This is a genomic window from Kitasatospora cystarginea, from assembly GCF_039533515.1.
In the GTDB taxonomy this organism is placed as follows: Bacteria; Actinomycetota; Actinomycetes; order Streptomycetales; family Streptomycetaceae; genus Kitasatospora; species Kitasatospora cystarginea.
Genome location: NZ_BAAATR010000028.1, coordinates 1 through 26,171, shown reverse-complemented (window position 1 = coordinate 26,171; position 26,171 = coordinate 1). Strand labels below are relative to the sequence as shown.

22 protein-coding genes are annotated in these 26,171 nt (G+C 71.7%); 10 read left to right on the top strand and 12 right to left on the bottom strand.

Going from position 1 to position 26,171, the window contains the following annotated elements; translation table 11 throughout:
- The first annotated feature begins 14 nt into the window (after positions 1-14).
- Positions 15-1,208 carry a glycine C-acetyltransferase gene (locus tag ABD369_RS26595; RefSeq protein ID WP_344639079.1) on the top strand — a complete coding sequence of 398 codons (1,194 nt, stop codon included), beginning with the start codon at positions 15-17 and terminating at the stop codon, positions 1,206-1,208.
- A gap of 200 nt (positions 1,209-1,408) precedes the next feature.
- Here the strand turns inward: ABD369_RS26595 and ABD369_RS26590 are convergent, their stop codons facing one another.
- Entirely contained in the window at positions 1,409-1,639 is a 231-nt protein-coding gene (locus ABD369_RS26590; RefSeq protein ID WP_344639078.1) for a hypothetical protein, read from the bottom strand.
- Between the two features lie 319 nt (positions 1,640-1,958).
- Here ABD369_RS26590 and ABD369_RS26585 point away from each other — a divergent pair, with 319 nt between their 5' ends.
- On the top strand, positions 1,959-2,384 hold the full coding sequence (locus tag ABD369_RS26585; RefSeq protein WP_344639077.1) for an MFS transporter: 426 nt from the start codon (positions 1,959-1,961) through the stop codon (positions 2,382-2,384).
- 118 nt (positions 2,385-2,502) lie between these two features.
- Entirely contained in the window at positions 2,503-3,420 is a 918-nt protein-coding gene (locus ABD369_RS26580) for a LysR family transcriptional regulator (protein WP_344639076.1), read from the top strand.
- 65 nt (positions 3,421-3,485) lie between these two features.
- On the opposite strand, the gene ABD369_RS26575 is transcribed toward ABD369_RS26580, so the two are convergent.
- The 4 genes from ABD369_RS26575 to ABD369_RS26560 form a co-directional block, all read right to left on the bottom strand.
- Complete coding sequence (locus ABD369_RS26575) at positions 3,486-3,773, bottom strand: DUF427 domain-containing protein (protein ID WP_344639075.1); 288 nt, start codon at positions 3,771-3,773, stop codon at positions 3,486-3,488.
- On the bottom strand, positions 3,673-5,187 hold the full coding sequence (locus ABD369_RS26570; RefSeq protein WP_425557785.1) for an alkaline phosphatase family protein: 1,515 nt from the start codon (positions 5,185-5,187) through the stop codon (positions 3,673-3,675). Before ABD369_RS26570 ends, ABD369_RS26575 begins: the two co-directional genes overlap by 101 nt.
- Positions 5,188-5,388: 201 nt before the next feature.
- Positions 5,389-9,270 carry an nSTAND1 domain-containing NTPase gene (locus ABD369_RS26565; protein ID WP_344639074.1) on the bottom strand — a complete coding sequence of 1,294 codons (3,882 nt, stop codon included), beginning with the start codon at positions 9,268-9,270 and terminating at the stop codon, positions 5,389-5,391.
- Positions 9,267-9,695: a hypothetical protein gene (locus tag ABD369_RS26560; protein ID WP_344639073.1), complete on the bottom strand. Its 429-nt coding sequence runs from the start codon at positions 9,693-9,695 to the stop codon at positions 9,267-9,269. Before ABD369_RS26560 ends, ABD369_RS26565 begins: the two co-directional genes overlap by 4 nt.
- Positions 9,696-10,210: 515 nt before the next feature.
- Between ABD369_RS26560 and ABD369_RS26555 the strand changes: the two genes are divergently transcribed.
- Both ABD369_RS26555 and ABD369_RS26550 read left to right on the top strand, forming a co-directional pair.
- The gene (locus tag ABD369_RS26555) at positions 10,211-10,666 is read left to right on the top strand and encodes a hypothetical protein (protein WP_344639072.1); all 456 of its coding nucleotides are present in this window, start codon (positions 10,211-10,213) and stop codon (positions 10,664-10,666) included.
- The gene (locus ABD369_RS26550; RefSeq protein ID WP_344639071.1) at positions 10,663-14,451 is read left to right on the top strand and encodes an nSTAND1 domain-containing NTPase; all 3,789 of its coding nucleotides are present in this window, start codon (positions 10,663-10,665) and stop codon (positions 14,449-14,451) included. The genes ABD369_RS26555 and ABD369_RS26550 overlap by 4 nt, the downstream gene beginning before the upstream one ends.
- Positions 14,452-14,458: 7 nt before the next feature.
- Here ABD369_RS26550 and ABD369_RS26545 read toward each other — a convergent pair whose 3' ends face one another.
- A complete protein-coding gene (locus ABD369_RS26545) occupies positions 14,459-14,875 on the bottom strand; it encodes a hypothetical protein (RefSeq protein WP_344639070.1) in 417 nt (138 codons plus the stop codon).
- A 456-nt stretch (positions 14,876-15,331) separates the two neighbouring features.
- Between ABD369_RS26545 and ABD369_RS26540 the strand changes: the two genes are divergently transcribed.
- A complete protein-coding gene (locus ABD369_RS26540) occupies positions 15,332-16,267 on the top strand; it encodes a Gfo/Idh/MocA family protein (protein ID WP_344639069.1) in 936 nt (311 codons plus the stop codon).
- Positions 16,268-16,393: 126 nt separating this feature from the next.
- Here the strand turns inward: ABD369_RS26540 and ABD369_RS26535 are convergent, their stop codons facing one another.
- The gene (locus tag ABD369_RS26535; protein WP_344639068.1) at positions 16,394-16,648 is read right to left on the bottom strand and encodes a chaplin; all 255 of its coding nucleotides are present in this window, start codon (positions 16,646-16,648) and stop codon (positions 16,394-16,396) included.
- 255 nt (positions 16,649-16,903) lie between these two features.
- Positions 16,904-18,748: a M1 family aminopeptidase gene (locus tag ABD369_RS26530; protein ID WP_344639067.1), complete on the bottom strand. Its 1,845-nt coding sequence runs from the start codon at positions 18,746-18,748 to the stop codon at positions 16,904-16,906.
- Positions 18,749-19,000: 252 nt separating this feature from the next.
- On the opposite strand from ABD369_RS26530, the gene ABD369_RS26525 reads away from it, so the two are divergent.
- Positions 19,001-19,357: a hypothetical protein gene (locus tag ABD369_RS26525; protein WP_344639066.1), complete on the top strand. Its 357-nt coding sequence runs from the start codon at positions 19,001-19,003 to the stop codon at positions 19,355-19,357.
- A gap of 55 nt (positions 19,358-19,412) precedes the next feature.
- Positions 19,413-20,408 (top strand): N-acetylglucosamine kinase, encoded by a 996-nt coding sequence (locus tag ABD369_RS26520; protein ID WP_344639065.1) that lies wholly within the window; start codon positions 19,413-19,415, stop codon positions 20,406-20,408.
- A gap of 287 nt (positions 20,409-20,695) precedes the next feature.
- On the opposite strand, the gene ABD369_RS26515 is transcribed toward ABD369_RS26520, so the two are convergent.
- The 4 genes from ABD369_RS26515 to ABD369_RS26500 all read right to left on the bottom strand — a co-directional run bounded on the left by ABD369_RS26515 (position 20,696) and on the right by ABD369_RS26500 (position 23,752).
- Entirely contained in the window at positions 20,696-21,583 is an 888-nt protein-coding gene (locus ABD369_RS26515; protein ID WP_344639064.1) for a DUF2268 domain-containing putative Zn-dependent protease, read from the bottom strand.
- 161 nt (positions 21,584-21,744) lie between these two features.
- On the bottom strand, positions 21,745-22,131 hold the full coding sequence (locus ABD369_RS26510) for a hypothetical protein (protein WP_344639063.1): 387 nt from the start codon (positions 22,129-22,131) through the stop codon (positions 21,745-21,747).
- Between the two features lie 297 nt (positions 22,132-22,428).
- Positions 22,429-22,833 (bottom strand): winged helix-turn-helix transcriptional regulator, encoded by a 405-nt coding sequence (locus ABD369_RS26505; protein ID WP_344639062.1) that lies wholly within the window; start codon positions 22,831-22,833, stop codon positions 22,429-22,431.
- A gap of 40 nt (positions 22,834-22,873) precedes the next feature.
- Entirely contained in the window at positions 22,874-23,752 is an 879-nt protein-coding gene (locus tag ABD369_RS26500; RefSeq protein ID WP_067136177.1) for a helix-turn-helix transcriptional regulator, read from the bottom strand.
- 105 nt (positions 23,753-23,857) lie between these two features.
- Here ABD369_RS26500 and ABD369_RS26495 point away from each other — a divergent pair, with 105 nt between their 5' ends.
- Complete coding sequence (locus ABD369_RS26495; protein ID WP_344639061.1) at positions 23,858-24,559, top strand: SDR family NAD(P)-dependent oxidoreductase; 702 nt, start codon at positions 23,858-23,860, stop codon at positions 24,557-24,559.
- Positions 24,560-25,159: 600 nt separating this feature from the next.
- Positions 25,160-26,149 carry a transposase domain-containing protein gene (locus ABD369_RS26490; RefSeq protein ID WP_344639060.1) on the top strand — a complete coding sequence of 330 codons (990 nt, stop codon included), beginning with the start codon at positions 25,160-25,162 and terminating at the stop codon, positions 26,147-26,149.
- Positions 26,150-26,171 lie beyond the last annotated feature (22 nt).

The window sequence follows — 26,171 nt, the reverse complement described above, 5'->3', positions numbered from 1 at the left end:
CGTTAGGAGACATCGTGTTCGACAACGTCCGCGAGGACATCGCCGCCACCCTGGACGAGATCCGCGAGGCAGGCCTCTTCAAGCCCGAGCGCGTGATCGGCACCCCGCAGAGCGCCGCGGTCACCGTCACCGCCGGCGGACGCCCCGGAGAGGTGCTCAACTTCTGCGCCAACAACTACCTGGGCCTGGCCGACCACCCGGCGGTCGTCGCGGCGGCCAAGGACGCGCTGGACCGCTGGGGCTACGGCATGGCTTCGGTGCGCTTCATCTGCGGCACCCAGGACGTCCACAAGCAGCTGGAGGACCGGCTCTCGGCCTTCCTCGGCCAGGAGGACACCATCCTGTACTCCTCCTGCTTCGACGCCAACGGCGGTGTCTTCGAGACCCTGCTCGACGAGCGCGACGCCGTCATCTCCGACGCGCTCAACCACGCGAGCATCATCGACGGCATCCGGCTGTCCAAGGCCCGCCGCCACCGCTACGCCAACCGCGACATGGCCGACCTGGAGGCGCAGCTCAAGGCCGCCCAGGACGCCCGCCGCCGCCTGATCGTCACCGACGGCGTGTTCTCGATGGACGGCTACATCGCCCCGCTGCGGGAGATCTGCGACCTCGCCGACCGCTACGACGCCATGGTCATGGTCGACGACTCGCACGCGGTCGGCTTCGTCGGCCCCGGCGGGCGCGGCACCCCCGAACTGCACGGCGTGATGGACCGGGTGGACATCATCACCGGCACCCTCGGCAAGGCCCTCGGCGGCGCCTCCGGCGGCTACGTCGCCGCGCGCCGGGAGATCGTCGCACTGCTGCGCCAGCGCTCGCGCCCGTACCTGTTCTCCAACTCGCTCGCCCCGGTGATCGCCGCCGCTTCGCTCACCGTGCTCGACCTGCTGGAGCAGTCCGGCGACCTGCGCGAGCGGCTGGCCGAGAACACCAAGCTGTTCCGGACGAAGATGACCGAGGCGGGCTTTGAGATCCTGCCCGGTGAGCACGCCATCGCGCCGGTGATGATCGGTGACGCCGCCAAGGCGGGCCGACTGGCCGAACTGCTGCTGGAGCGCGGCGTGTACGTGATCGGGTTCTCCTACCCGGTCGTCCCGCACGGCCAGGCCCGGATCCGGGTCCAGCTCTCGGCAGCCCACTCCACCGCGGACGTCGAGCGCGCCGTGGCGGCCTTCATCGACGCCCGCGCGGCGCTCGGCGAGTAGTACCGGCCGCTCCGTTCGACCTGCCCCGCCGGCGCCGCAACGCCGCCGGCGGGGCGGCCCGGAGACGCTGTCGGTGCGGCCGTACCGGGACAGGACGGCCGCACCGGCAGTGCGACGGCGCCGCGCGCTCCCCCCGGCCGGGTGTTGCAGCACCGCTCTCGCCGGAGCGGACTCACACCGCGCCCCGAGGCGAGGGCGGTTCAGCAGTCGAATGCCTGGTCGTAGCGGTGCAGGACGAGGCGGGCGACGGCCTCGTGCGGGCCCAGCGGCGCGGAGGTCAGGCAGCCGCCGGCCTGCGTGGCGCGCCGGGCGAAGAAGCCGGGGGCCGACAGGTAGCCGGCGACGGCCACTTGGCGGTGTCTCCGGGCACGGAGGGCTGCCACGGCCTCGGCCGGGGTGGGCACGGCGGCGCTCAGATGGGAGGCGGTCACCGGACGCCCAGCCGCTCCTGCAGCAGCCGCGCCATGCGCGCCGTGTCGGCGTTGGCCGCCCGGTCGCTGGAGCCGGCCCCCGCGAGGACGACCGCCCGGGGATCCCGGGGGCCGGGCCGCCCGGCTCCGGCCGGCCGGTCGCAGCCCCAACCCGTCTCGGCGAGGCGGTCGCGGAGCGGGATGAGGCAGCCGTACCGTTGTCGCAGAGCGGTTCGACACCGCGGTCAAGGCCGCCTGCCTCACCTTCCTGGGACCGCTGCTCGGCTCGCTCGCCCGTCCGGTCGGCGGGCTGCTGGCCGACCGCTGGGGCGGGGCCCGAGTGCCCTTCTGGACCTTCGCCGCCATGGCAGCGGGCGCGGCGACCGTGCTCACCGCCTCCCGGCAGCACTCGCTGGTCCTGTTCCTGGCGGGCTTCGTCGCCCTCTTCGCGCTCAGCGGTGTCGGCAACGGTTCGACCTACAAGATGATCCCGGCGATCCACCGCGTCCGGGCCGACACGGCGATCCGCGCCGGTGCCGACCCCGTGGCGACCGAACGGGCCGCGCACCGGTCGATCTCCGCCCTGATCGGCCTCGCCGGAGCCGTCGGCGCCTTCGGCGGGGTCCTGGTCAACATCGCCTTCCGGCAGGCCTTCCTGACCGCGCACAACGGCGACGCCGCCTACCTGGTCTTCCTGAGCTACTACGCGCTGTGCCTGCTGCTGACCTGGTTCGCCTACCTGCGGCCCGCCGCGCCGCGACACTGAGCCCACCTACCGGAGAGGACGGGCGCGGCCGTACCCGCCCGGCCCCGCACCGGGCACCGGCAGTCCGCAGGGCACCGGCCGCGACCGCGCACCCGCTCCACACTGGCAGAATGTGTGAGTGATCGACGCAAGACGGCTGCGGACCCTGCGGGCCGTGGCTGACCACCGCACCGTGACGGCCGCCGCCGCCGCGCTCTACCTCACCCCGTCCGCCGTCTCCCAGCAGCTCGCCGCGCTGGAACAGGAGACCGGCCACGACCTGCTGGCCCGCGACGGCCGGGGCGTCCGCCTCACCGCCGCCGGGGAGATCCTGCTCGGCCACGCAGACGCGGTGCTCGCCCAGCTCGAACGGGCCGAGGCCGACCTCGCCGCGTACAGCGCGGGTGCGGCGGGCGAGGTCACGGTGGCGGCGTTCGCGACCGGGATCGCGCTGGTGCTCGCCCCGGCGATCACCGCCCTCGCGGGGGAGGCGCCCGGGGTGCGGATCAAGGTGTTGGACGCCGAAGGCGACGCCAGCCTGCCGATGCTGCTGGACGGGCTGGCGGACATCGCCGTCGCCGTCGAGTACCGGGGTGCGCCGCGCGCCGACGACCAGCGGCTCACCAGGGTCCCGCTCTACGCCGAGCCGTTCGAGGCGGTACTCCCGCTCGGCCACCCGCTCGCCTCCGCCGCGGGCCCGGTAGCCGTCTCCGAGCTCGCCGCCGAGCCGTGGATCGGCCCCTACCCCGGCAACCCCTGCCATGACGTGGTCCTGCTGGCCTGCGAATACGCGGGTTTCCAGCCCCGGCTGGTGCACTCCTCCGACGACTTCCGTGCGGTGGTGGCCCTCGCCTCGGCGGGGGCGGGCGTGGCGCTGGTCCCGCGCTCGGCCCTGAGCGGGGTCGACCTCTCCCGGGTCGCGGTACGCCAGGTGGACAGCGCACTCGCCACCCGCAAGGTCTTCGCCGCCGTACGCAGCGGCGCCGAGCGGCATCCGCTGATCCGGCCGGTCCTGGACGCCCTGACGGCGGCGGCCCGGGGGCTCTCGGTCGACTGACGCCCCGCGAACGTCAACCGGCCCGGCCCGTCGGCGACTTCGCCGCCCCGACCCCGCAACCGGCCCTACTCGCCGGTGACTTCGACGCCACGCCAGAACGCCACGTGCCCGGCGATCCGCGCGGCGGCCGGGCTCGGGTCGGCGTAGTACCAGGCCGCGTCCGGGTTCTCCGCGCCCGCCACCCGCAGCGTGTAGTAGGAGGCGGTGCCCTTCCAGGGGCAGATGGAGGTGGTCGCAGAGGGGACCAGGAACTCAGTCCGGACCGAGTCGACGGGGAAGTAGTGGTTGCCCTCGACGACCGTGGTCCGTGAGCTCTCGGCGATGATCTCGCCGTTCCAACGCGCAATGGCCATGGCCGCATTCTGCACCGGTCCGACATGCCGCGCGCGCCCCGGGGGTCAGCCGGAGATGCTGGGGCTTCCGGTCATCCAGGTGGCCGCTGAAGCGCTGAGACCAACCGCCGTCCGAGTCAACGGTGATGGTGAAGTCGTACCAGCCGTTGCAGTAGGCCACCTGGTTGAACCAGTCGCTGACGGACGCGCCCGGCCGGACGGTGTAGGTCCACGGGCCGTCGAGGCGGTAGTGGTTCGTGGTGATGGTGAAGGTCACCGGCGAGCCGCTGTTGTTGGCCAGCGCGAACCACACCGCGAGCTTGCCGGTGTCCGGTGCGGGCGCGTGGGAGGCGGTGACGCCGACGTTGCCACCCGCCTTGGTGGTGTCGCCGATGAAGCGCCGCAGGAAGCGGTTCGGGCCGACCACGCTCAGGTCGTAGGCGCCGTTTCCGTAGAACCAGCCACAGTTGAAGAAGTCGCTCACCGGGCTGCCGGGGTCGACGGTGTACTGCCACGGGCCGCCGTCACGGTGGGCGTTGGCGTAGGCGGCGAAGTGTGCGGCGCCGTGTCCGCCGTCGTTGGACATCTTCAGCCACACCTTCGTGGTGCTGGTGTTGTCGTACTCGATGCGGTCCAGGTTGGCGCCCGGCTGGTACGGCAGGGCGCGGGCCGGGCGGGTGCCGGGCTCCTGGGCGGGCCGGGAGTTGGTGCTCGGCGAGGGGTTGGGCAGCGGACCGCAGGTGGCCAGGCCGATCGTCTGCGAGGTGTCGGGCAGCGAGGGCATGCCGTACACCGGGTTGGCGAAGTCGAAGACGCCGGTGAGGTCGCCGCAGACCTTGCGGCGCCAGTCGCTGATGTTGACGCAGCCGGCGGGCTTGCCGAGGTCGGCCGTCCACACCTCGAGGAAGCGCAGCACCGAGGTGTGGTCGAAGACCTGGGAGTTGACCCAACCGCCGTGGCTCCAGGGCGAGATGGCTATCAGCGGGACGCGGAAGCCGAGGCCGATGTTGGTGCCGTTGTAGAACTCACCCGGGGTGCCGGAGGGTGCGGCCGGGGGCGGGACGTGGTCGAAGAAGCCGTCGTTCTCGTCGTAGTTGAGCAGCAGGACGGTGGAGTTGAACACGCCCGGGTCCGCGTTCAGGGCGTCCATCACCATGTGCACGAAGTGCGCGCCGTCCTCGGGGGTGGCGTAGGGGTGTTCGAAGGACTGCTGGTCGGCCACGACCCAGGACACCTGCGGCAGGGTGCCGTTCAGCACGTCGTTCTTGATGGCCAGCGCGATGTCGTCCGGAGTACGGCCGGTGACGGCGGGCACGGAGGCCATGCCGCGGTCGTGCAGCGGGGTGCCGGGGGCGGCGTTCGCGAACTGTGTGAAGTAGGCCAGGGCGTTGTCGCCGAAGTTGTCGTTGGCGTTCTGGTAGACCTTCCAGCTCACGCCGGCGTTCTGCAGCGCCTCGGCGTAGGTCTGCCAGCGCAGTCCTGACTCCCACCTTGTCGTTCCACCGGCCGCGCAGCATCCTGGCGCAAAGAGAGAAAACGATCTAGACCTTTCGGACAACCTTCCCATGGTGTTCAGCCGACAGCCAAGGCGTGTCCTGACGGTGTACCCGACGTGAAAAGGCTCGGTGGCCCGGAGTCAGACGCACGGCTGCCGGTACGGATGCTGCCCGGCGTACGCCGTCCACTGCCTGTCGGCCGGGATGCCGACATCGGCGCAGATCACCTGGTACATGCGATCTGGATCCAGCTCCCAGAGGCGGACGCCGTCACCGTACAGAGGGTCGGGCACATCGGTGGCCACGGTGCGGCCGTCGGGAGTGAACTCCAGGTCGGTGCCGCTCAGGGTGAGGGTGGAGCCGATGGACACGCTCGTCGGATCGGCCGCGTTCCACAACAGCACGTCTGAGCCGGTGAGTCCGCCGGTGGCCAGGCCGACGGTACGGCCGTCCCCGCTCACCGCCAGGTCGCCTACGGAGCCGTAGTTGGCCAGCGGGATCTTCGAGATCCAGGCGTCCGGTTTGTCGAGGTCCCAGAAGCTGACGGCCCTTTCGCTGTCGGACGCGGCCACGACGTACCGACCGCCGCCGAAGAACCGGATGGCGTCCGCCGCCACCTGAAGCGATCCCTTCCGTACGGGGTTCCTGATCTCGGCCACGTCGACCAGCTGGACGTCACGGTCCTTCTCCATGACCAGCATCCGGTGCTGTGGACTGCTGGCCACACCCCAGGCGTCGTGGAACTCCAGGGGCAGTGGATGCGGACCGTCAGGGTGGCTCGGATCCGCGAGGCTCCACAGCTGCACGTCCTGATTGGCGTCGATCGCCACCAGGGCACGCCCCTGCTGGTGAAGTCCGAGCCCGGTCAGCGTGCCCGGTACCGTCACGGCGGCGCTCTCCCGCGGATGGCGGCGGTCGGCGATGTCCCAGAGGTGGACCACGCCCTCCGAGGAGTTGTTCAGCGCGAGGAGGCCGGACTCGGTACTCGCCGCCACCTCGAGATGTCCGTCCGCCGGTCCGGTCCGTTCGAAGGTGGACTCCAGGACGGGACGATGAGCGTCCGTGACCTCCCACAGGCCGACGGACGAGTCGTCGTCCGGCTCGGTGAGAAGGGTGTGGCCATCCGCCAGGAATGCGGCCTTCGCCCACGGGCGGGGGAGCGTGGCGCCCTGGACGGGGTGGCGCCGGTCGGCGATGTCCCAGAGCTTGACGCCGACGTCCCGGTCGCCGGTCACCAGGATGCGGCCGTCCCCGCCGAAGGCCGTCCCCGGAGCGCCCCCGGTCTGGCCCACCATGTGCTGAGGGATCGACACCCCAGGGGTGGTCCACACCCGTACCCGGCCGTCGTCGCCTCCGGTCGCCATGGTGCCGTTCTGGGGGCTGAACGCCAGGGCGCGCAGCGGCCCCGAGCCGTGCAGGACGTTCCATCGGTTGAGGTCCACCGTTCCGGGGTCGGGCTTTCGGCCGAACTGGAACTGGTTCACGCTGCCGTCGCTGCTGGCGGCGGCGAACGCGTCACCGCCTCCGCTGAAGGCGACGGCCAGGAAGTCCCCCCGTGCGCTGAGGGGATCGGGAGTCATCTCCTTCGCCGCCGGTCGGCTCGGATCGGTGACGTCCCAGCAGTTGAGCTGCCCGTACGTGCCGCCGGCGACCAGCAGCCTGCCCGCCGGATGGAAGGCCAGGCTCCAGGCGCTCCCGACCGACATGGTGGCCAGGACGGTCGGCTCTTCGGATCCCACGTTCCACAGGCGGACGCTGCCGCCCGTGCTCGCGGTGGCCAGGATCCGCCCGTCGGGGTGGAAGGCCACGCCGGTGATCTCCTTGGAGTCCGCGGAGAGCGTGCGGACGGGTACGGGACGAGCGGGGTCGGCGATGTTCCAGAGCTGGGCGGCTCCCTTGTCGCTGCCGGTCGCGAGGGTGTGCCCGTCCGGGCTGAAGGCCAGGGAGTACGCGGTGTCCGTCCCGTCGGGAGTGCCGCTGAGCAGCTTGGGGTGGTGCGGATCGGCCACGTCCCACAGCTGCAGGGACCTGCGGCCGTGCGTCGCGAGCACGCGCCCGTTCGGGGCGAAGGCCACCGCGGCGGTGCCCTCGGTGTTCACGGCTGCGCCGAAGGCGGGCCGGGCCGGGTCGGTCACCTCCCAGAGCTTGACCGTGTGGCTGTTGTCGCCGCTTGCAAGGACCTGCCCGTCGGCACTGAACGCGAGGCCGAGGACCTTTCCGGTGTGGTTCTTGTCCGAGGGGTCTTCGAGGGTGACGGGGTAGCGGGTCGTGTAGGAGGCGTACATCTGGTCCCGGGCTTCCGGGGTGGGCGACGTACGATAGGCGGCCAGGCTCAGTTCCAGCGCCGCGGCGGGATCGGTGGAACGGACGGCCGCCGCATTCGCGGCGAGCTGGCGGGAGGCGATCACCGCCTCGCGGCGTGCGGACTGCCGGTGCTGCTGGACGGCGATCACGCTGGCCACGACCGCGAGGACGAGTGTGAGCACCCCGCCGATGCGAGCCGACCGCCGGAACCGGGCAGCGCGGACGCTGGTGGCGAGGAACTCCCGCTGCAGCTCGGAGAGTTCCGCTCCGCGGTCGGGACCCTTCACCAACTCGCGTATCCGGGCCAGTTGCTGGCCCCGCAGCAGGTCGCCCCGGCTCCGGCCGGCCCGCAGCCAGGCCTCGGCGGCGTCGGCGAGCCGCTGGTGGAGCACCTTGCCCGAGCGGTCCTCACCGAGCCAGCCGTGGAGCCGCGGCCAGGCTCGCAGCAGCGCCTCGTGCGTGATCTCGACGGTGTCCTCCCGCTGGGAGAGCAGCCGGCCGCTGATCATGGCGTCCAGCACGGCCGAGGTACTCGTCGGATCCGGGCCCTCGCGCAGCAGGCTCTCCCGGGTCGCCCGTCGCCGGATGTCGTCCGTCCCGTCACCGAGTTCCACCAGCCGAAGCAGCAGCGAGCGCGCCAACCGCCGCCCGTCCTCGTCGAAGCCTGCGAACACCCGCTCGGCGGTGGACGCGACGGAGTGGAGGATGCCTCCGGTGTCCCGGTACGCCTGGACGGTCATGACGTGGCCGTCCCGGAGCTGCCAGGTCGCCTGCAGGGCGTGGGCGAGCAGCGGGAGCCGGCCGGCCTCGTACTCCCCACCGCCGGTCGCGCCGAGGTCGTGCAACAGCAACTCCACCAGACCCGGTTCCACGTCCAGGCCCGAGGAGCGCGCCGGGAAGAGGATCGCCTCGCGCAGGCCCTGTTCCGACAGCGGTCCGAGAATCACCGGCCGGTCCTCCAGCGCCGTCCGCAGGAGCGGGTAGCCGCTGGCCCGGCCGTGAAAGTCGGACCGCATCCCGTACACGACCAGGGCGGCGGGCCCGTCGCCCTGGTCCGGCCCCGACAACCGCGCCATCAACTCCAGAAAGGCGCGCCGTTCGTCTTCGTCGGGGGCGAGGGTGAAGAGCTCCTCCAGTTGGTCGACCACGACGACCAGCCGGTCCAGGGCGGCCCCGCGCAACCCCGCGCGCACGGCGGCGGCCAGCCGGGCGGGGTCGGCCGCGGTCGGCCCGACCGCCTCCCGATCGAGGTCCAACGCCTCGCCCAGGGCGCGGGCGGCCTCGGCCAAGGGCCGGGCGGTAGGAGTGAACACCAGCCGCGGCCATCGGGCGGCCGCTGCCGGGGGCAACGCACCGCCGGCCAGAGCGGGCAGCAGTCCGGCACGCAGCAGAGAGGACTTGCCTACTCCCGACGCGCCGAGCACGAATTGCGTACCGCCCGAACCAAGGCGCTCGGTCAGCCGCAGAACGAGAGTTGCGGTCGCCTGGTTCCGTCCGAAGAACCGTCGCGATTCGTCCGGGCTGAAGGCCGTCAGACCCGGGTAGGGGCACTCCGTCCCGGAACCGCCGGACAGTAGCTGCCGCACCCCGTGGGTGCCGTCCTCCAGGTGGATGTGCAGGTCCCGGCCGGCCATGTGGACGTCGGCATCCCCGGACGCGTGCGCCTCCAGATGGATCCGAGGCTCCTCCGGTCGGCCGCCGGAGTCAGGGTCGGTCATCGCTCGACGATGTGCTGGTCCCGCCCGGCCTGGTAGATCCGGCCGCGATCGGAGGCCGTCGCGTGCATCCGGACGCCGCCGGACTCGGTGCGGTCGCTCTCGGGAGGGCGCGGACTCAACTCATCGATCGCCCGCCGCAGTTCGTCCACCAGCTCAGGTCCACCAGCCTGGATCAGCCGGCCGAGACGTCGGCGCCACTCGCCGATCAGCTCCTGTTCGGCCTGTGCGTCACCATCCTGGAGCGCCGTGAGGAGTTCTGCCCGAGAATCGTCCAGTTCCGCCGTGACGGCCTCGGCCCGCTCGGGATGGACCCGATGCCAGAGCCGGGCGACCGCATCTCTGGCCTGCTCCCAGCTCTCGGTCGCGAGAAGCCGCACCAACGTGGTCGCAGCGCCCGTTGCCAGTGCTGCCAGTTCCGGCTCCATGGTCGGCCCCCTGCCGTAGGCACCTCGGTCAGCCCTTCAATGACAGACGAGGGCACTCTGACTGTCCATCAGTCAATCTAGCCGATGAGTGTTCATCGCCCAAGTCGCCCGTCAGTGTGACAGGTTGAGACGATCGGGGTGCGGTTGGACTCGCCGCGATCACCACCGCCCGCCTCTGCGGCCGGGACCGGATCATTGCCATCAAGGCCGCCGGAGCCGCCCCTTGCCGGGCTTCGGTCACCCACTCGCCGGTCCCGGCGGAACCGGCTGGCCGGGTAGTTGGCGGGGATTGTGCCCTGAGCCGCCATGATGCCTGCATTGCTGCGCGTCAGGAGCCCGGGCTGACTCCTGGAACCCCACATGCCGGCCCGCCGCGTGCGACGGACCCGTTCCCCAGCCGAAAGGTTGGAGCGGATCTCCTGCTGTGTGAACATGTATGACGAGGCATCAACAAGTTTCTTTGTGGCCCGATATAAGTATCGTGGCCACCCCGACACGATGGGGTTGATGAGGCAGTGGATCTGGGTCCGGATCTGGCGGCGCTGGCGTCGAGCGCCGCTGGCCAGCTGATGAACGTGATCGCCACCGACAGCTGGGCCGCGGTGAAATCCGTCGTGCTGGCGTTATGGCGGCGCTCGCATCCGGAACGAGCCGAGGAGGATCTCGCCCAGGCCCGTGCGGACCTGCTCGCCGCCCAGCAGGCCGGCAACGCTGAGCAGTTGCAGCAGGTGCTGGTGGCCGAGTGGCAGGCGCGGCTGTCCAGACTGCTGCTCGCCCAGCCGGATCTGGCCGACGAACTGCGCGCGCTGCTCGAGGGCGCGCTCGCCGAGCCCGACGCCGACGGACGGCGGCCCGGCGCCGGCTCGACGACGATCAACGCCCAGGTGACCGGCGGGGGAGACGCGTACGTGGCGGGACGGGACCTCACGGTCAACCGCGAAGCCCGGGCCCCACGGAGCGAGTCGGCGTGACCGGGCAGCCGGACGCCCAGGCCTCCGGGGGCGCCGAGCGTGAGCCGCCCGCGCGCCTGGATGTCCGCGTCACCGGCGGGGGCGACGCCTACGTCGCGGGCGGGGACATCAGCATCATCCAGGCCTTCGGGCGCACCCGTCCTCGCCGACCGGCCGGGCGCGGTGCCGACGACCGGTGCCCCTACCCCGGCCTCGAACCGTTCACCGCGCCGTACGCCGAGTGGTTCTACGGCCGCGAGCAGGCCGTCGCGCTGGTGCGCGGGCGGTTGGACGCGCGGCTTCGGGAGGGCGGCCCGCTCGTCGTGCTCGGTCCGTCCGGGGCGGGAAAGTCGTCGCTGCTCGCGGCCGGGGTCCTGCCCGACATCGCCGACGGGAGCCTTCCGGTGGAGGGTTCGGCGCACTGGCGGCAGGTGCTGCTGACCCCGACCGCCGCCCCGGCGGTGGCGCTGTCGACGGCGGTCGGCCACGATGGCGCGGCGCAGGACTGGCGGTCGGACGCCGAGCGGTGCGTAGACGAGATCCTCCACGGCGCCGGTGCGGCCGGACTCGTGCTGGTGGTCGACCAGTTCGAGGAGATCTTCACGCTGTGCACCGACGAGGCGGAGCGGCGCTGGTTCATCGAGGTGCTCGACCGCCTCGCCCGGCCGCCGGCCGGGAACGCGCTGGTCGTGCTGGGTCTGCGCGCCGACTTCTACGCGCAGTGCGCGGCGTACGAGCAGCTGCGGGCGGCGCTGCGGGCCGACCCGGTGCTGCTGGACCCGATGAGCGAGGCCGAGATCGAGCAGGCGATCCGCCACCCGGCGGAGGATGTCGGGCTGGAGATCCAGGACGGCCTGGTCGAGCTCCTGCTGGCCGATCTCGGCGCCGTCGGGGACCCGGCACCGGGTGACGGGACGGCCGGCTCGTGGGCCGGCGGGCTGCCGATGCTCGCGCACACGCTGCGGCTGACCTGGCAGGAGCGCCGGGACGGCACCCTGACCGTCGACGGCTACCGGCTCACCGGCGGGATCAGAGGTGCCATCGCGAGGACGGCGGAGGATCTCTTCACCGCCCTCACCCCCGAGGGTCGCGAGGTCGCGCGCACCCTGTTCCTCCGGCTGGTCGCCGTCGGCCGGGACGCCGACGACGCCCGCCGGCACGTCGCCCACCTGGACCTCGTTCGCGATCTGCCCGGAGGCGGGCTGACCGCGGCGGTGGTCGACGGCTTCATCCAGCACCGACTGCTGACCAAGGACCGGCTGACGGTGACCATCGCCCACGAGGCGTTGATCGACGCCTGGCCGCGGCTGAAGGGCTGGATCGAGCAGGACCGCGCCGGGAACCTGATCCGCCAGGAGATGGAGGAGGCGGCCGCCGCCTGGCGCCGCGCCGACCGCGACAGTGCCCTGCTCTACCGCGGCAACCTCCTGGAATCCGCGCTCAGTTGGGCCGCCGGTCACCCGGGCGACCTGAGTGCCACCGCCGTCGCCTTCCTGCGCGCCGCGAGCCGCCAGGAGCAGCGGGCGCGACGCCGGCGCCACCGGGGGATCGCCGCCGTCACGGCCCTGGCCCTGATCGCCTTCACCGCCGCAGTGCTCGCCCTCCGGCAGAGCGCCGCGGCTCGGTCCGCAGCCACCACGGCCATCAACAACCAGATCTCCGCCGAAGCGCTGCAACTGGCCGGCACGGACCCGGCACTCGCCGCCCAACTCGCCCTGGTCGCCCACGACCGGGCCCCGAACCAGGACACCGCCTCCCGGCTGCTGAACCTGGAGAACACCTCGATCGCCACCGACCTGGCCGTGTCCCCGGGTGCTGTCGTCTGGTCGGTCGCCACCGGGCCGCACGGGCAGCTCCTCGCCACCGGCAGCGCGGACAACGGCGTACGGCTCTGGGACGTGAGCGACCCGCACCATGCCGTGCTGCTCGGCTACGCACAGCCGCCGACGGCCAGCCCGGTGGTCTCGGTGGCGTTCAGCCCCGACGGAAACCTCCTCGCCGCCGGAAACCTCGGCGCGTCCGGACACACCGGCGGGGTGGTGACCCTGTGGAACGTGACCGATCCGCGGCACCCGACCCGGCTCGGCCCACCGCTGACCGCGGCCGGAGACGTCACCGGCGTGGCGTTCAGTCCGGACGGGCACACCCTTGCCGAGGCGGGCAGCGCCGGCGGCGGGGGCTCGGGCATCGTGAACCTCTGGGACGTCACCGATCCCGGGCATCCGGCGCAGCCGAGCGGACCCGAGATCCGGCCGATCGGTGTCGTCTCCTCCCTGCTGTTCAGCCCGGACGGCAGGCTGCTGATCACCGACGACTCGGGCGGCGACGTCGAGCTGTGGGGCATGGGCGACACGTCGCACCCCGCACAGCACCTGTCGGAGTTCCACGCCGCGGGCACCCCGATGGCGGTCAGCCCGGACCGCGGCTTCCTGGTCGTCGGCGGGGAGCACGACACCCTGGAGATCTGGGACATCCAGAATCCGCGGCAGCCCGGCTCCAAGCTGCGCGGTCAGCCACTGGCCGGACTCACCAGCGACGTCCTCTCGGTGGCGTTCAGCCGCGATGGGAGGGTGCTCGCCGTGGCGAACGCCAACGGGATCATCAGCCTCTGGAACATGACGGACCCCTACTTCCCCAACACCCTCGGCCAGTTGCCGAGCGGATCGGAGCATGCCGCCGTGTCACTGGCGTTCAACCCGGACGGGCACACCCTGGCCGCGGCCGGCCGCGACGGTGCCGTCACCCTGTGGAGCCTGCCGCCGACCCTCCTCCCCGGCGGCGGCCCGGTGGCGTTCAGCCGGGACGGGCATCTGCTGGCGACCTCCAACGGCATCACGATGGCCCGCCTGTGGGAGGTGGCGGATCCGCACAGCCCCGTGCCCCTCGGCATGCCCGAGTCGGGCGCCTCGAGCCCGGTCGGCTCCCTGGCCTTCAGCCCGGACGGGCACACCCTGGCGCTCGGCACCGCAGGCGCGGGCGGCGGGACGGTCTGGCTGTCCGACATCACCGATCCGCGCAAGCCGGTGCCGCTGACGACGCTGATGGGCTTTGTCGGAGGGGTGAGTTCGGTGGCGTTCAGTCCGGACGGGCGGACGCTGGCAGCGGGTGGCAGCGACGGTACGGTCCGGCTGTGGAAGGTGACGGCCCCCAGGGCCGCGAGCCCGCTCAGCGAGCCGCTGCGGGGGTTCGCGGGTGGGGTGAGTTCGGTGGCGTTCAGTCCGGACGGGCGGACGCTGGCAGCGGGAGGTGGCGACGGCACGATCCGGCTGTGGAGCGTAGCGGACCCGCAGGCCGCGAGCCCGCTCGGCAGCCTGCCGACGGGGGCGTCGGGCGGGGTGGGTTCGGTGGTGTTCAGCCCGGACGGACGGACGCTGGCGGCCGGTGGTGGCGACGGTACGGTCCGGCTGTGGGACGCGACGGATCCCCGGGCTCCGAGCCCGCTCGGCGATCCGCTGAAGGGATCGTCGGGCGCGGTCGGCTCGGTGGCGTTCAGTCCGGACGGGCGGACGCTGGCGGCGGGTGGCAGCGACGGGACCGTCTGGCGGTGGACCGTCGGCGACGTCCGGGCTCCGGCCCGCTTAGGGCAGCCGCTGACCGGCCCGGTCGGCGCGGTGAACTCGGTGGCGTTCAGCTCGGACGGCCACACCCTCGCCATCGCCAGCACCGACGCCACCGTCCGCCTGCTGGACCTGAACGCGGCCGCGGCGATCCGGCGGCTCTGCGCCACCAGTGCGGGCGCCCTCACCCGCGACCGCTGGAGCCAGTACGTACCCCAACTCCCGTACTGGCAGCCCTGCGCGGCGTAGCCGACGCTCAGCCGTTCTGCACCACGCGCGGCCCGCTGGAGTCGAGCGTGAACTCCTCGGCGGGCGTGGGGGAGTCGGGCGCGTCCACGCGCATGGATCCGTAACTACCGCCGTTCAGGCCGCTGACGGTCACCGTGGCGGGGTACGGCAGGACGTTGCCGGTCGCGCAGTCCGGGACGCAGCTCTTGCGCCACACCTGCCCGGTCGCCGTGGCCGTCGACCCGCCCCAACCCGACCAGGTCATCCCCTCGAGACGCTCCCCGCCGTCACCGCAGAGCAGGATGAAGGAGTCGGGCCGAGCGGCCGGTTGCCCGTCGCACCCGTAGATCACAGCCGACGGTGTGGTCGGCGGCGGATCCGGCGCGGGCGTCGGCGTGGGAGGCGGTGTGGGCGTCGGCGTGTCCGGCAGCGTCGACTCGGGCACGGACGGCACCGACACCACTCGCTGCCCGGACGAGCCGCAGCCCGCCAACGTCACCACCGCGCACACCAGCACGCCTGCACGCCACCATCCACGAGCCCTGCGCGTCGTCCGCTGCGCCATCGTCCCCCCTTTGCGTCCGTTGACCCGGCGGGCGTGAAGCCATCCGATGATAGTGGCAACTCGCCTGTTCCGTAAGCGAATACGCACCACGGTGGTCCGCCGCCGACGTCGATGGTGTGCCCGCCCGCACGGGTGGCCGGACGGTGCTCGAACACTGATCGGGGACCGCGACGACCGGGTCCGGCTGAGCGGGGCGGCCGAGTTGGTCGGCGCGGACCGGACAGGTACGTCGAGTGGCTGAACCCTGACCGGGGCCGCCCATCAGGGCTCGACCATGGGTGGCGACCGACGCATAGGGTGGGGCTGGCGATGATCGTCCATCTGACAGGAGACCCCGTGAGCCAGCCCGCTGCCGTTGACGCCCCGCTTCCTGTCGGTGTGATCGGCCTGGGGGATATCGCGCAGAAGGCGTACTTGCCGGTCCTCACCGCGCTGCCCGGCCTTGATCCGAGGTTGATGACCCGCGACCGGGCCAAGCTCGACCGTCTCGGTGACACCTATCGGGTCGGCCCCGAGCACCGCTTCACCGATCTGGGTGAGCTGATCGACAGCGGTCTGCGCGCCGCGTTCGTGCACGCCTCCACCGACCAGCACGTCCCGATCGTCGAGCAGCTGCTCAAGGCGGGCGTGGACGTGTACGTGGACAAGCCGCTCGACTACCACCTGGACGGCGCCCGGCACCTGGTCGACCTCGCCGAGCGGACCGGCCGCTCACTGATGGTCGGCTTCAACCGGCGCCACGCGCCGGGCTGCCTGCTGGCCAAGGAGCGGCCGCGCGACCTGATACTGCTGCAGAAGAACCGTGAGGGCCTGGCGGAGGCCGCCCGCACCCTGGTCTACGACGACTTCATCCACGTCGTGGACACGCTCCGCTTCCTGATCCCCGGTGAGATCGAGCACTTCGACGTCCGCTCACGGACCCGGAACGGACTGGTCGAGCACCTGGTACTGACGCTCTCGGGGGACGGTTTCACTGCGCTCGGCTTGATGAACCGGGCCAGCGGCTCCGCGGAGGAGGTCCTGGAGGTCTCGGGCGGTGACTCCAAGCGCGTGGTGCTCAACCTCGCCGAGGTGATCGACCACAGGGGCCAGCCGACGGTCCGCCGACGCGGTGACTGGGTCTCGGTGGCCCGCCAGCGCGGCATCGAGCAGGCGGTCCTGGCCTTCCTGGAGGCCGTCCGCGCCGGCCGCACCGTCTCCGCCCGTGACGCACTGCGCACCCACGAGCTGTGCGAGCGGATCGTACTGGCGATCGAGGCCCAGCCGCGCTGAGGTCCGGGCAGGTGATGCCCGGAGACGGCGGGCCCCGGCTCGCCGAGGCCCGGAAACGGATGACGGGGACCGATGCCGCCTGCTGGGGCGGCACCGGTCCCCGTCGTCGGGTTGGGAGTGGGGTGATCAACCGGCGTTGGAGCAGGTGTTGCCGGAGGCCGGGTTGAGCAGGCCGACCAGGTTGATGGTGTTCCCGCAGAGGTTGACCGGGATGTCGATCGGGATCTGGATGACGTTGCCGGAGAGCACACCCGGCGAGTCGGTGGCGGTGCCCGTGGCGGTGGCCGAGGCGGAGGCTACTCCAGCCGACCCGAGTACGAGCGCACCGGCTGCCCCGGCAAGCACGAGGGCCCTGCGGATGTCCTTCACGGTCTTCTCCAATTCCTGGGGGGATGGTGCCTGGTCATGCGGGAACCTCCGCTGCCGGACGGTTCCGGGGGCGGTCCCGCAGAAAAGTGTCGGCACCTCCCGCTCCGGAGAACCGTCAGCACACCCGCCATTCACCCAGCCGAGCGAGCCTACGCCCGCGTAATCGGCCATCGGCACCATCCGCGACCGGCTGCGCCCGGCCGCCGGTACCAGGTACGGAGCCCCCGCCCGGCAGCGTGGGGCACGCGGCCGGGCGGGGACGGCGGCTCAGCCGTCGATCCGGTGCTGGGTCCAGAAGGAGCTCAGGTCGGTGCTGGTGGCGGCCTGGGCGGCGGCCTTGAACTCGGCGGTGGTCGAGACGCCGTACCAGTGGGCCTGCGCGTAGTCGTGCAGCAGCTTGGTCATCGCGCCATCGCCGATCAGGTTGCGGAGGTCGTGCAGGGCGCACTTGCCGTAGCCGTAGACGACGGTCGAGTACCGTGAGGAGTTGGCGTCCCAGTAAGCCATCGAGTTGGTGATCTTCTCGTTCGGCGAGGCCCAGGAGACGCTGTTCCAGCAGCCGGAGCCGGTCTTGCCGAGGGCGAGGTCGGTGGCGTAGTCGGTGAACGCCTCGTCCAGCCAGGGGCTGTTGTACTCGTCGTCGCCCACGATGCCGTACCACCACTGGTGGCCGAGCTCATGGGTCAGGGCGGTGCTGTTGACCAGGTCGAGCACGAAGCCGGGGTACTCCATCCCGCCGAACCAGAAGTTGTTGTCCAGCACGGCGTCCACCTCGCCGTACGGGTAGGCACCGAAGCGCTGGGCGTGCGCGTCGATCGCCGACTCGGCGGTGCTCAGCATCGACTGGGCGTCCGACGAGCCGATGCCGCTCACCGAGTAGACGTTGACCTTCACCCCGCTGGGAGAGCTGCCGGAGATCTCCGTGAACGGCCCGGCCGCCCAGGCGAAGTCGCGGACCTTGCCCGCCGTCGCGGTGGTGACGGTACGTCCGGCGGATCCGGGGGTGTCCACCGAGGTGCCGGTGGCGGGCACCAGCAGGTTCGACGGGTGGTCGAGGGTGACCTTGAAGTCGGAGGCAAGCGAGTAGAAGGACTCACCGTTGTTGGTGTAGGGGTCGAGATGCCAGCCGGAGGCGTCCCGGATCGCCAGCACCGGCAGGGCGTTGCCGATGAAGCTGAACGCCCCGTCCCGGCCGAACCGGTCGGCACCGCTCGGCACGCTGATGCCGAGCGAGAAGCCGATCGAGCCGCTCTGCCCCTGGCCCAGCGGCGCGGGCAGCGTCACCTTGAGAGCGGTGCAGCCCACCGACAGCGCAGACGCGGTACCGCCGGTCAGACCGGTCACGGTTATCGGCGTGCTGGGGCAGCTGCCGTGGTAGTTGTCCCAGAGCCGTAGGTAGACCTCGCTGAGCGGGGTGGCCGAGGCGTTGGTGAAGCTCACGCTCTCGTGGCCGGTCCAGTTGGCGCCCGAGGCGTCGCTGCTCAGGTTGACGGTGTAGGCGGCCGAGGACGGCGTGCGGGTGGCGTCGGCCGGGGGCGGCGGAGGGGTGCCGCCGCCGGAGACGTCGAGGGCGACGTCGTCCAGGACGAAGCTGGTCTGCAGCCCGGAGTCCTCCACGCCGGTGAAGGAGAGGGCGACGCTCTGGCCCGCGAAGGCGGACACGTCGAAGGACTGTTGCACGTACCCGGACTTGGCGTCCAGGTTGGAGTACGTCGCGAGCGTGCTGGTGCCGAGTTCGACGGTGAGCTTGTCGTACGCGACCGAGGTGCTCGTCTCAGCGGTGTCGACGTGCAGCCAGAACGCCAGCCTGGCCGTGCTGCAGCCGGCCGGCAGGGTGAGGGTCTGGCTGAGGGTGTCGGTGTGGGAGGACCCGTACCCGTCGAGCCAGGCGAAGGAACTGCCGGAGTGGGCGTTCTGGCCCCCGCCGCTGGTGATCACTCCGTTCGACGCGGACCAGGGCGAACTCCCCGATTCGAAGCCGCCGTTGGCGACCACTTGGGTGGAAGTGCAGTCGGCGGCGCTCGCCACAGAGGGGGTGGCGAGAGTCGCCGTACCGGCCGCCAGCAGCAGGGCGGCCGCGGTGACGAAGGGCAGAAGAAACTTTCTTCTCATCCGAGCCTCTCAGGAGACAGCGCCTCTCGGCCCGGCGGGAAGCGTCAGGACCGGTCGGCGGATGAGCGGTTCCACGCCGTGCCTCGACACACCACCCGGGCGGCCGCAGAGGGGCGCTCCAACCCCTGAGGCCGAATGGAAAGCGTGGCAGCAAATCCGCTCGGCTGAAAGGCTCATGTCACTGATCGCGGGGCGAATCCTCTGCCAGTTCCGGTGGCCGAACGGGCCCCCACCCGCCGGGGCCGTCCTCCCGTGGTCAAGGAGAACGGGCACGGACTGATCGCCGTGACCTCAGCCGAGCACACCGACCGGGTCGAGCCCGGGCACCCGTCCGGGCTGCGGCTGAGCGACCTTGCCGACGCGGTGCTGGACAACGGCGCGCCGTACGGGGACGCGGTCCTGCCGATGGACGGCGGCGGCCGGGCCTGTGCGATCTCCTCGATCACGGCCACCCTGCCCGCGCAGCAGATGGTCGCCGAGGTGATCTCGCTGATCGAGGAGGCGGGCGGCACCCCGCCGGTCCATCTGTCCGCCGACATCCCCGGCGGTGACGAGCACAACCGGATGCCGGAGGCGCGGTACGCGGGCCGGATCCGGCGCACGGCATGAGAACCGGGCGTGTCGCCGGGGGTCCGATCGAGTCTCGGTGCGATAGGACTAGGCCGTGAACACGCCATTCGCGCCGGAGGACTTGGTCCTGGGCCTGGACGTCGGGGGCACCACCACCCGGGTGGTGGTCGCGGAGACGAGCGGCCGCGTCGTCGGTACGGCACGCGGTGGTGGCGGGAACCCGGTCTCGCACGGCGCGGCCGAGGCCGCGCGGAGCATCGCCGACGCCCTCGGCTCGGCACTGAGCGGAGTGGATCCAGCCCGGGTAGCCGCCGGAGTGCTAGGGCTGGCCGGCGGGCTGGTGACCGCGGGCGGGCTGGCGGAGGTCTGGTCCCGGGTCGGGCTGACGGTCGAACCGCGGCCGGCCACCGACGTGGAGTTGGCGTTCGCGGCGGGGACCCGCCATCCTGCGGGCTCGGTCCTGATCAGCGGCACGGGCGCGGTCGCGGGGGAGTGCCGCGACTTCGCCCCGGTCCGGCTCGCGGACGGGCACGGCTGGCTGCTCGGCGACCGGGGCTCCGGCTACTGGCTGGGGCACTCAGCCGTCCGCTTGGCCCTCGGTCGGATCGACCGGCGGGAGGAGCTGACCGGCCTCCCGGGGGCGGTGGTCGAAGCCCTGCTGGGCGGCACGGAGGCAGCTGACCCCCGGTCGGCCCTGATCGGCGCGGTGCATGCGGAGCCACCCGTACGGCTGGCGCGCCTGGCGCCGCTGGTGCTGCGGGCCGCCGAGGCGGGCGAGCCGGCCGCACGGGGCCTGGTGAGCGAGGCGGCGGACCATCTGCTCGCGACGCTGGGCACCGTCCGCCCACCGGGCACGGACGGTCCGGTGGTGCTGGCGGGTGGGGTCATCTCGGTCGGCTCACCGCTGGCGGCCGTGGTCCGCGAGCGGATCGCGGAGCGATGGCCGGAAGCCGAGATCTCGCACGCGGGGAACGCGGCCGGCGCCGCCGCCTGGCTGGCGGCCCGTTCGCTCGGAGCGCCGGGCTTGGACCGGCTGCACCGGACGTTCGTCGGGGAGGTGGTCATGAGCCGGCCGGGCCCGGGAGCCTGACGCGCGCCTGGAGTGCCGGTTCCCTTGCACTGCGGAGGAGTTGCCTGCGTCGGCGACGCGTGCTGCGGTCGGCGGGGCTACCTGTGAACGCCGGCCAGCGGTGGACCGCGGTCGAGCGCGATGCCGAGCCCGAGCCCGGCGACTTCCTGCAGGAGCTGTGTTATTGACTGCCGCCCAGCTCAGGTCGCCCGGCGCATCGATCGGTCCGTCCTCGCCCGGGTGTCCGGCCCCGCGGCGGTGCGGGGTCGGACCAGGTGCCCTGCGGGGCACGACCTGCCCGGGGGCGGTCACATGCTCGTCGGCACGCCCGCGTTGGCGAGGATCTCGTGTGCCGGCAGGGCGATGCTCTGGGCAGCGGTCAGACCGGAGGTCGCCAGATGTGCGTCCACGATCCGCAGTCCGACCGCGTACCCGGCGAAGTCCGGCATCCCCACGGGCTGTTGTCCCATGCGCTGCGCGGTGGCATCGCCCAGCACGTACGCGGTCAGGTTCTGCATCCCCACCACATCGATCCGGGCGGTGATCCTCTCGTACACACTGTCCAGTTCGGTCCCGGTCAGCGCCTTCGACCACGGGCCCATGGCCTGCTCGCCGGCCAGCTCCCGGACGAACGCCTCGGCCAGCCCCTCGGCGACGACCTGTTCGCCGACCGTGACGGTCATCGGGTTCCACGCCACGTTCGCGTAGCGCACGTTGTGGTGGAGCTCGTGTGCGGCGCCGTGGCCGATCAACTCCAGGCTCGTGCCGGTCGGCCACACCAGCAGGTAGATCGCCCCCGGGAACCCGCCCATGCCGAGATAGCCGGAACTTCGGACGGTGAGATGCTCGTCGTCGGGGTCGCCGAGCGCCACCACCACGTGCACGGTCTCGGCGTGCCTGACGCCGGGCACCGCACCGCTGATCCGTTCCCACGCGCCGGCGAGAGACTCCTCGATCCGGTTCCACACCCCCGCGTCCTGTAGCTGACGCAGGGCGGGTAGGTACCGCGCGTCCTCACGGTCGACCCGGAAGCCACTGCCCACCTGGTGCATCCGAACCAGGTCTATGCCACTTGCCGCGGACATCACGCTCTGGAGCGGGCTGAGTATTTCTCGCAGCGCGTCGGGCCGCTCCTCCACCGGCCGCTGGAGGAGGTCGAGCATCGCGGAAGCCGTGTCGTGAACAACAATCCTCATGGCTCGGACCGTAGGGCCTCCCGTTGCGTGAGGGTCAAGTCGCACTGAAGGGACGGCGATTGCTGGGTACGGTGATGGCTGCCGGCTTCTCGTTCCACGCTGCCGCTGGGTCCACGATGGCGAGCAGACCGCACCGGACCGCCAACGCCCGGCGTCGGCCTTCAGCCGGAGGATCGGTCGGCGGCCTCGCCCGGCTGAGCGGCGACCTCGTTCGTCGTGAACGAACTGCCGATGTTCGTCCACATGAACGCCTCTCGCCACCCCGAGCGGCCGGCAGCCCAGGCCGTGAGTGCGACGATCACTTTCTCCTGGGAGACGGTGATGGTCTGGTAGTGCTCCGCCGCGATCCCGTCGCGGAACTCGAGTTGGTAGGTGTTGTTCTCCCGGAGCCGTACTTGCATGTACCAGTCGCCCTCGGGCTCGTCCTCGCCGAGTCGTTCGACGACCACGTGGGAATCGCCGCGTCCCAGGTTTGCCACCAGCCGACTCAGGGCTGTCTGGCCGGGCTTCTCCACGGTGAGTCCGCGCTCGGTTCTCGCACACAGCATGGATGGATCATGGCGCAGAGGTACGACAGCGGGAACCGGCGGTCCCTGGACTGCCCCGAGGCGAAGAGAACGAGCGGGGAGCGATGGACCTCAAGGATTCGCGCGATGATGCAGCGCTGACCGTGTCAGACCGAGCGGTCCGCCACCATGCCGCCACTCCGGCGGCGTCACGCCGCCACGCTGGCCCTGTGGCGATTGCGTGCGCCTCTGTTCGCGTTCGAGCTGGACGCGGAGTGGGGGCGACCTCTCAGTACTGGAGTCGTTGTTCCGGTCGGCAGCGTCGGCACCCGGCGAGCTCTACGGGTCTGGCGTTTGGTTAAGGGCGTCCCGTCGCGCTGTGCCTCGCTCCCACATGCTGCGCGCCACTGGTTCCAGCGCCCGGCCCTGGCTGGTCAGAATGTAGCGGACGCGCGGAGGCCAGCCCGGGGTGCGGTGACGCTCGATGACGCCCGCACTGGTCAACTGGGTCGGCCTGTCCGAGAGAGCGGGCAGGGCGGCGGACAGTTCGGAGTATGTGGTCTGACCGCGGCGTAGGAACTCGCGGACTACCAGCGGCGTCCACCGACCACCCAGCGCGGCGAGGGTGATGTCAACAGGGCACCGCGGTTCGTGGCCAGGCGGAACGAGGGCGCTGTCCGGGCAGTCCGCCAGCGGGCCGTCCTGATCACCCGTCGGTGCGTGTCCAACGGTTTGGTGCGTCACGAAAACCGTGAGCCGTCGGTCGGCCGATGGGCGGGGCGGATCAGTTGCGCGTGCCGGCCGGTGGGCCGACGACGGTGGTGAGCTGGAGTTTGGTCTCGTCCTCACTGCCCGGCGCGGCGGTCATGATGACAATCTTGAGCTCCGTGTCGCCGTCGGTCAGGACATCGCAGTCCACCGTGACCGGGCCCACCGACGGGTGATCGACCCTCTTGTGGACCTCGCGGTTCGCGGTCACCTCTCCCGTCGCCCACAGCTCGGCGAACCTCTCGTTGCCTGCGTTCAGGTCGCGGACCAGCGCGGCCAGGCGGCTGTCCCGGGGGAAGCGGCCGGTGGCGCGGCGCAGATCGGAGACGAGGGCGGCGTCGGCGGTGTCGGGGTCCGTCTCGGTGACCGGCCACAGCGCGAGGGGGGTGTGATCGACGTCCACCGGGAACCTGTCGCGGGCGAAGTTGCGCATCCGCGGCGGCGAGGCCAAGGGGTCTCCCAGCAGGGCGGCCCACCCGTGGTTCCACCACACCAGTTGCCAGTCCGCCGCGAACACGGCCACCGGTACGTCTCCGAGGCGGACGAGTACCCGTTGCATACCGGGCGGGAGATGGTCGCAGATCGTGCCGTCCGCCGGCGGCACGATCTGGGCCAGCCGGTAGAGGTGGTCCCGCTCGGCGGTGGACAGTTGGAGAGCGCGCGCCAGGGACGCCACCACCGACGCCGAGGGTGTCGTGGCCCGCCCCTGCTCCAGGCGCACGACGTAGTCGACCGACACTCCGGCCAGGTCGGCCAGTTCCTCGCGCCGCAGCCCGACAGCCCGTCGCTTGCGGACGACCGGCAGCCCAGCGGCTGACGGGGGCAGCCGGTTCCGCCACGTGCGGATCATCGCGCCCAGTCCAGCTCCGGGGGGTGTCGTCGTCATGCTCTCCATCCTCCCGCGTCCCCGATCACATGCGGGGGCGCGAGGGTGGTACTGGTCTTCCCACCGTCGAAGCGTCCCTGGTCCGGCTCCCTCGTCAAGGCAACTATCGAAGGCATGACGATCACTTTCATCACCGGAGCCAACAAGGGCATCGGCCGCGAGACCGCCCGCCGCCTCATCGCGTGCGGTCACACCGTTCTCCTGGGAGCCCGCGACCGTGAGCGGGGCGAGGAGGCAGCCGCCGCGCTGGGCGCACGCTTCGTCCCTGTCGACGTGACCGACGACGCGTCCGTGGCCGCCGCCGCCGCCGCGGACGTCGCCGAGCACGAGGGCAGGATCGATGTCCTGATCAACAACGCGGGGGTCCAGGGTCCCTTCGGTGATCCCGGCGACCTCACCGCCGCCGACGCCCGCGCCGTCCTCGACGTCAACGTCATCGGCGTGGTCCGCACCACCACCGCGTTCCTGCCGCTGCTGCGCCGTTCGGACGACCCCGTGATCATCAACGTCAGCAGCGGCATGGGCTCCCTCGCCTTCACCCACGACCCCGGCCGGTCCGAGTCGCACGTCGTCGTGCCGCTGTACGCCTCCTCGAAGGCGGCGCTGACGATGTTGACCACGCAGTACGCCAAAGGGCTCAAGGGCATTCGCGTCAACGCCGCCGACCCCGGCTACACCGCGACCGACATAAACGGTCACAGCGGCTCCCAGACCGTCACCGAGGGCACGGACGCGATCGTCGCCCTCGCCACCGAGGGGCCCGGTGCCGGCACCGGACGCTTCATCGACCGCCATGGCGAGATCGCCTGGTCCTGAGACCGGCGGTGCCGGGTCACCGGCCCTGAAGAACAGAACGGGCAGAACATCGAGACCGGTCCCGGACAGGAGAACCGCTGCCGCTACTGGCGTCGGCGGAACCTCCGGCCGAGGTGATCAGGACGTACGAGCCGGGGCCCGGCACGTCGAGACGGTAGCCGCCGTCGGGCCCGGTGACCGCGCGGTCCAGACGGCGTTCCACATCTCCGCCGCCTTCTTGGTGGTCGCCGCCCTCGTCGCCGCGTTTGTACTCAAGCAGAAGGGCTGGGAGAGCGTCGCCGAGGCAGATGCCGCCGTCGGGATGGCGGAAGGATGACGATGCTGCGGCAGCTCGGGTTCCTGACCGGAACTACTGCGCGACGCACTGGACTTGCGAGTGAGCACGGAGACCACCCGCGCCACCCACCTCCTGCGCGCCCTGCTCGTCCTGACGAATCTTGAAGCAATGCCGACAAGTTGGTCGAGGTGGTCGATTGTCAAGCATCCAACGGCGTGTCGGGGTGGTGGGACTGGAGAACGGAACGGGACCTCCGGCAGTTGAGTCGTCGACCAAGACAGACCAACACACCGGAGGTCCCGTTGCCGGACCAGTGTGGCACGATGACGCTGACTCAGACCCTCACGACAGCCTGCGGGGCGTTCGCTCCGGGGCATCTTGGCGCCCTGACTCGCTTCATCCCTTTCGAGCTTGTCGACGACATCCTGGACCGGCCGGGCCGCCGCGGTCGGACGCGTACGGTGCCGGGCCGGGTGGCGGTGTACTTCGTGCTGGCGCTGGCCCTGTTCGCCGACGCCTCCTACGGGCGGGTGTGGGACACACTGTGCGCCGCACTGCGGCAGGCGGGACGCCTGGTCGCGGCGGTGACCGAGGCCGGCCTGGCCGATGCGCGCCGGCGCCTGGGCCCGGACCCGCTACGGGAGTTGTTCGAGGTTGCGGCAGGTCCGCTGGGGCGCCCGTGCGCGAGGGGTGTGTCCTATCGGGGTCTGCGCACGGTCGCGTTCGACGGCTGCCGGTCCACCCGGGTCCCCGAGACCGGCGACAACGTGGCCTGGTTGGGCCGGTACAAGGTCGCGGCCGGGGTGGCCGCCTATCCGCTGCTGGCGGTGATGGCCTTGGCGGAGACCGGGACACGGGCCCTGCTCGGCGCGGTCGTAGGCCCGTATCGCGGTGAGGTGGAGGCCGCCTCGCAGCTGATGGGCCACCTGCGGCAGGACATGCTGGTGCTCGCCGACCGCGGCTTCGACGCGAACGCCTTCATCCGTGCCGTGCACGCCTCACGGGCTGCGCTGCTACTGCGAATCTGCTCCTCGCGCAGGCCCGCCGTGCTGCGGATCCCGGCCGACGGTTCCTTCCTGTCGGTCATCGCCGGGGTCCCGGTCCGTGTCATCACCGCGACCGTCACCGTCACCTGCGCGGACGGCAGCACCCATCGGGGCGAGTACCGGCTGGCGACCACGCTGACCGATGTGCGCCGCCACCCGGCCGAGGATCTGCTGGCCCTCTACCATGAGCGGTGGGGTGCGACACGAAGTCGCACGAGATTGAGTGAATTACCTGACAGGAGGATCGACTTGATGTCGACAGCGTAGTTCCGGGCCAGTGCTCAGGGCC

Excerpts from the sequence above, each read along its gene's own strand:
- ABD369_RS26500 (WP_067136177.1), bottom strand. The coding sequence starts at position 23,752 with ATGGAGAGCATGACGACGACACCCCCCGGAGCTGGACTGGGCGCGATG.
- ABD369_RS26560 (WP_344639073.1), bottom strand. The coding sequence starts at position 9,695 with ATGGAGCCGGAACTGGCAGCACTGGCAACGGGCGCTGCGACCACGTTG.
- ABD369_RS26530 (WP_344639067.1), bottom strand. The coding sequence starts at position 18,748 with ATGAGAAGAAAGTTTCTTCTGCCCTTCGTCACCGCGGCCGCCCTGCTG.
- ABD369_RS26495 (WP_344639061.1), top strand. The coding sequence starts at position 23,858 with ATGACGATCACTTTCATCACCGGAGCCAACAAGGGCATCGGCCGCGAG.
- ABD369_RS26575 (WP_344639075.1), bottom strand. The coding sequence starts at position 3,773 with ATGGCCATTGCGCGTTGGAACGGCGAGATCATCGCCGAGAGCTCACGG.
- ABD369_RS26490 (WP_344639060.1), top strand. The coding sequence starts at position 25,160 with ATGACGCTGACTCAGACCCTCACGACAGCCTGCGGGGCGTTCGCTCCG.
- ABD369_RS26565 (WP_344639074.1), bottom strand. The coding sequence starts at position 9,270 with ATGACCGACCCTGACTCCGGCGGCCGACCGGAGGAGCCTCGGATCCAT.
- ABD369_RS26515 (WP_344639064.1), bottom strand. The coding sequence starts at position 21,583 with ATGAGGATTGTTGTTCACGACACGGCTTCCGCGATGCTCGACCTCCTC.
- ABD369_RS26510 (WP_344639063.1), bottom strand. The coding sequence starts at position 22,131 with ATGCTGTGTGCGAGAACCGAGCGCGGACTCACCGTGGAGAAGCCCGGC.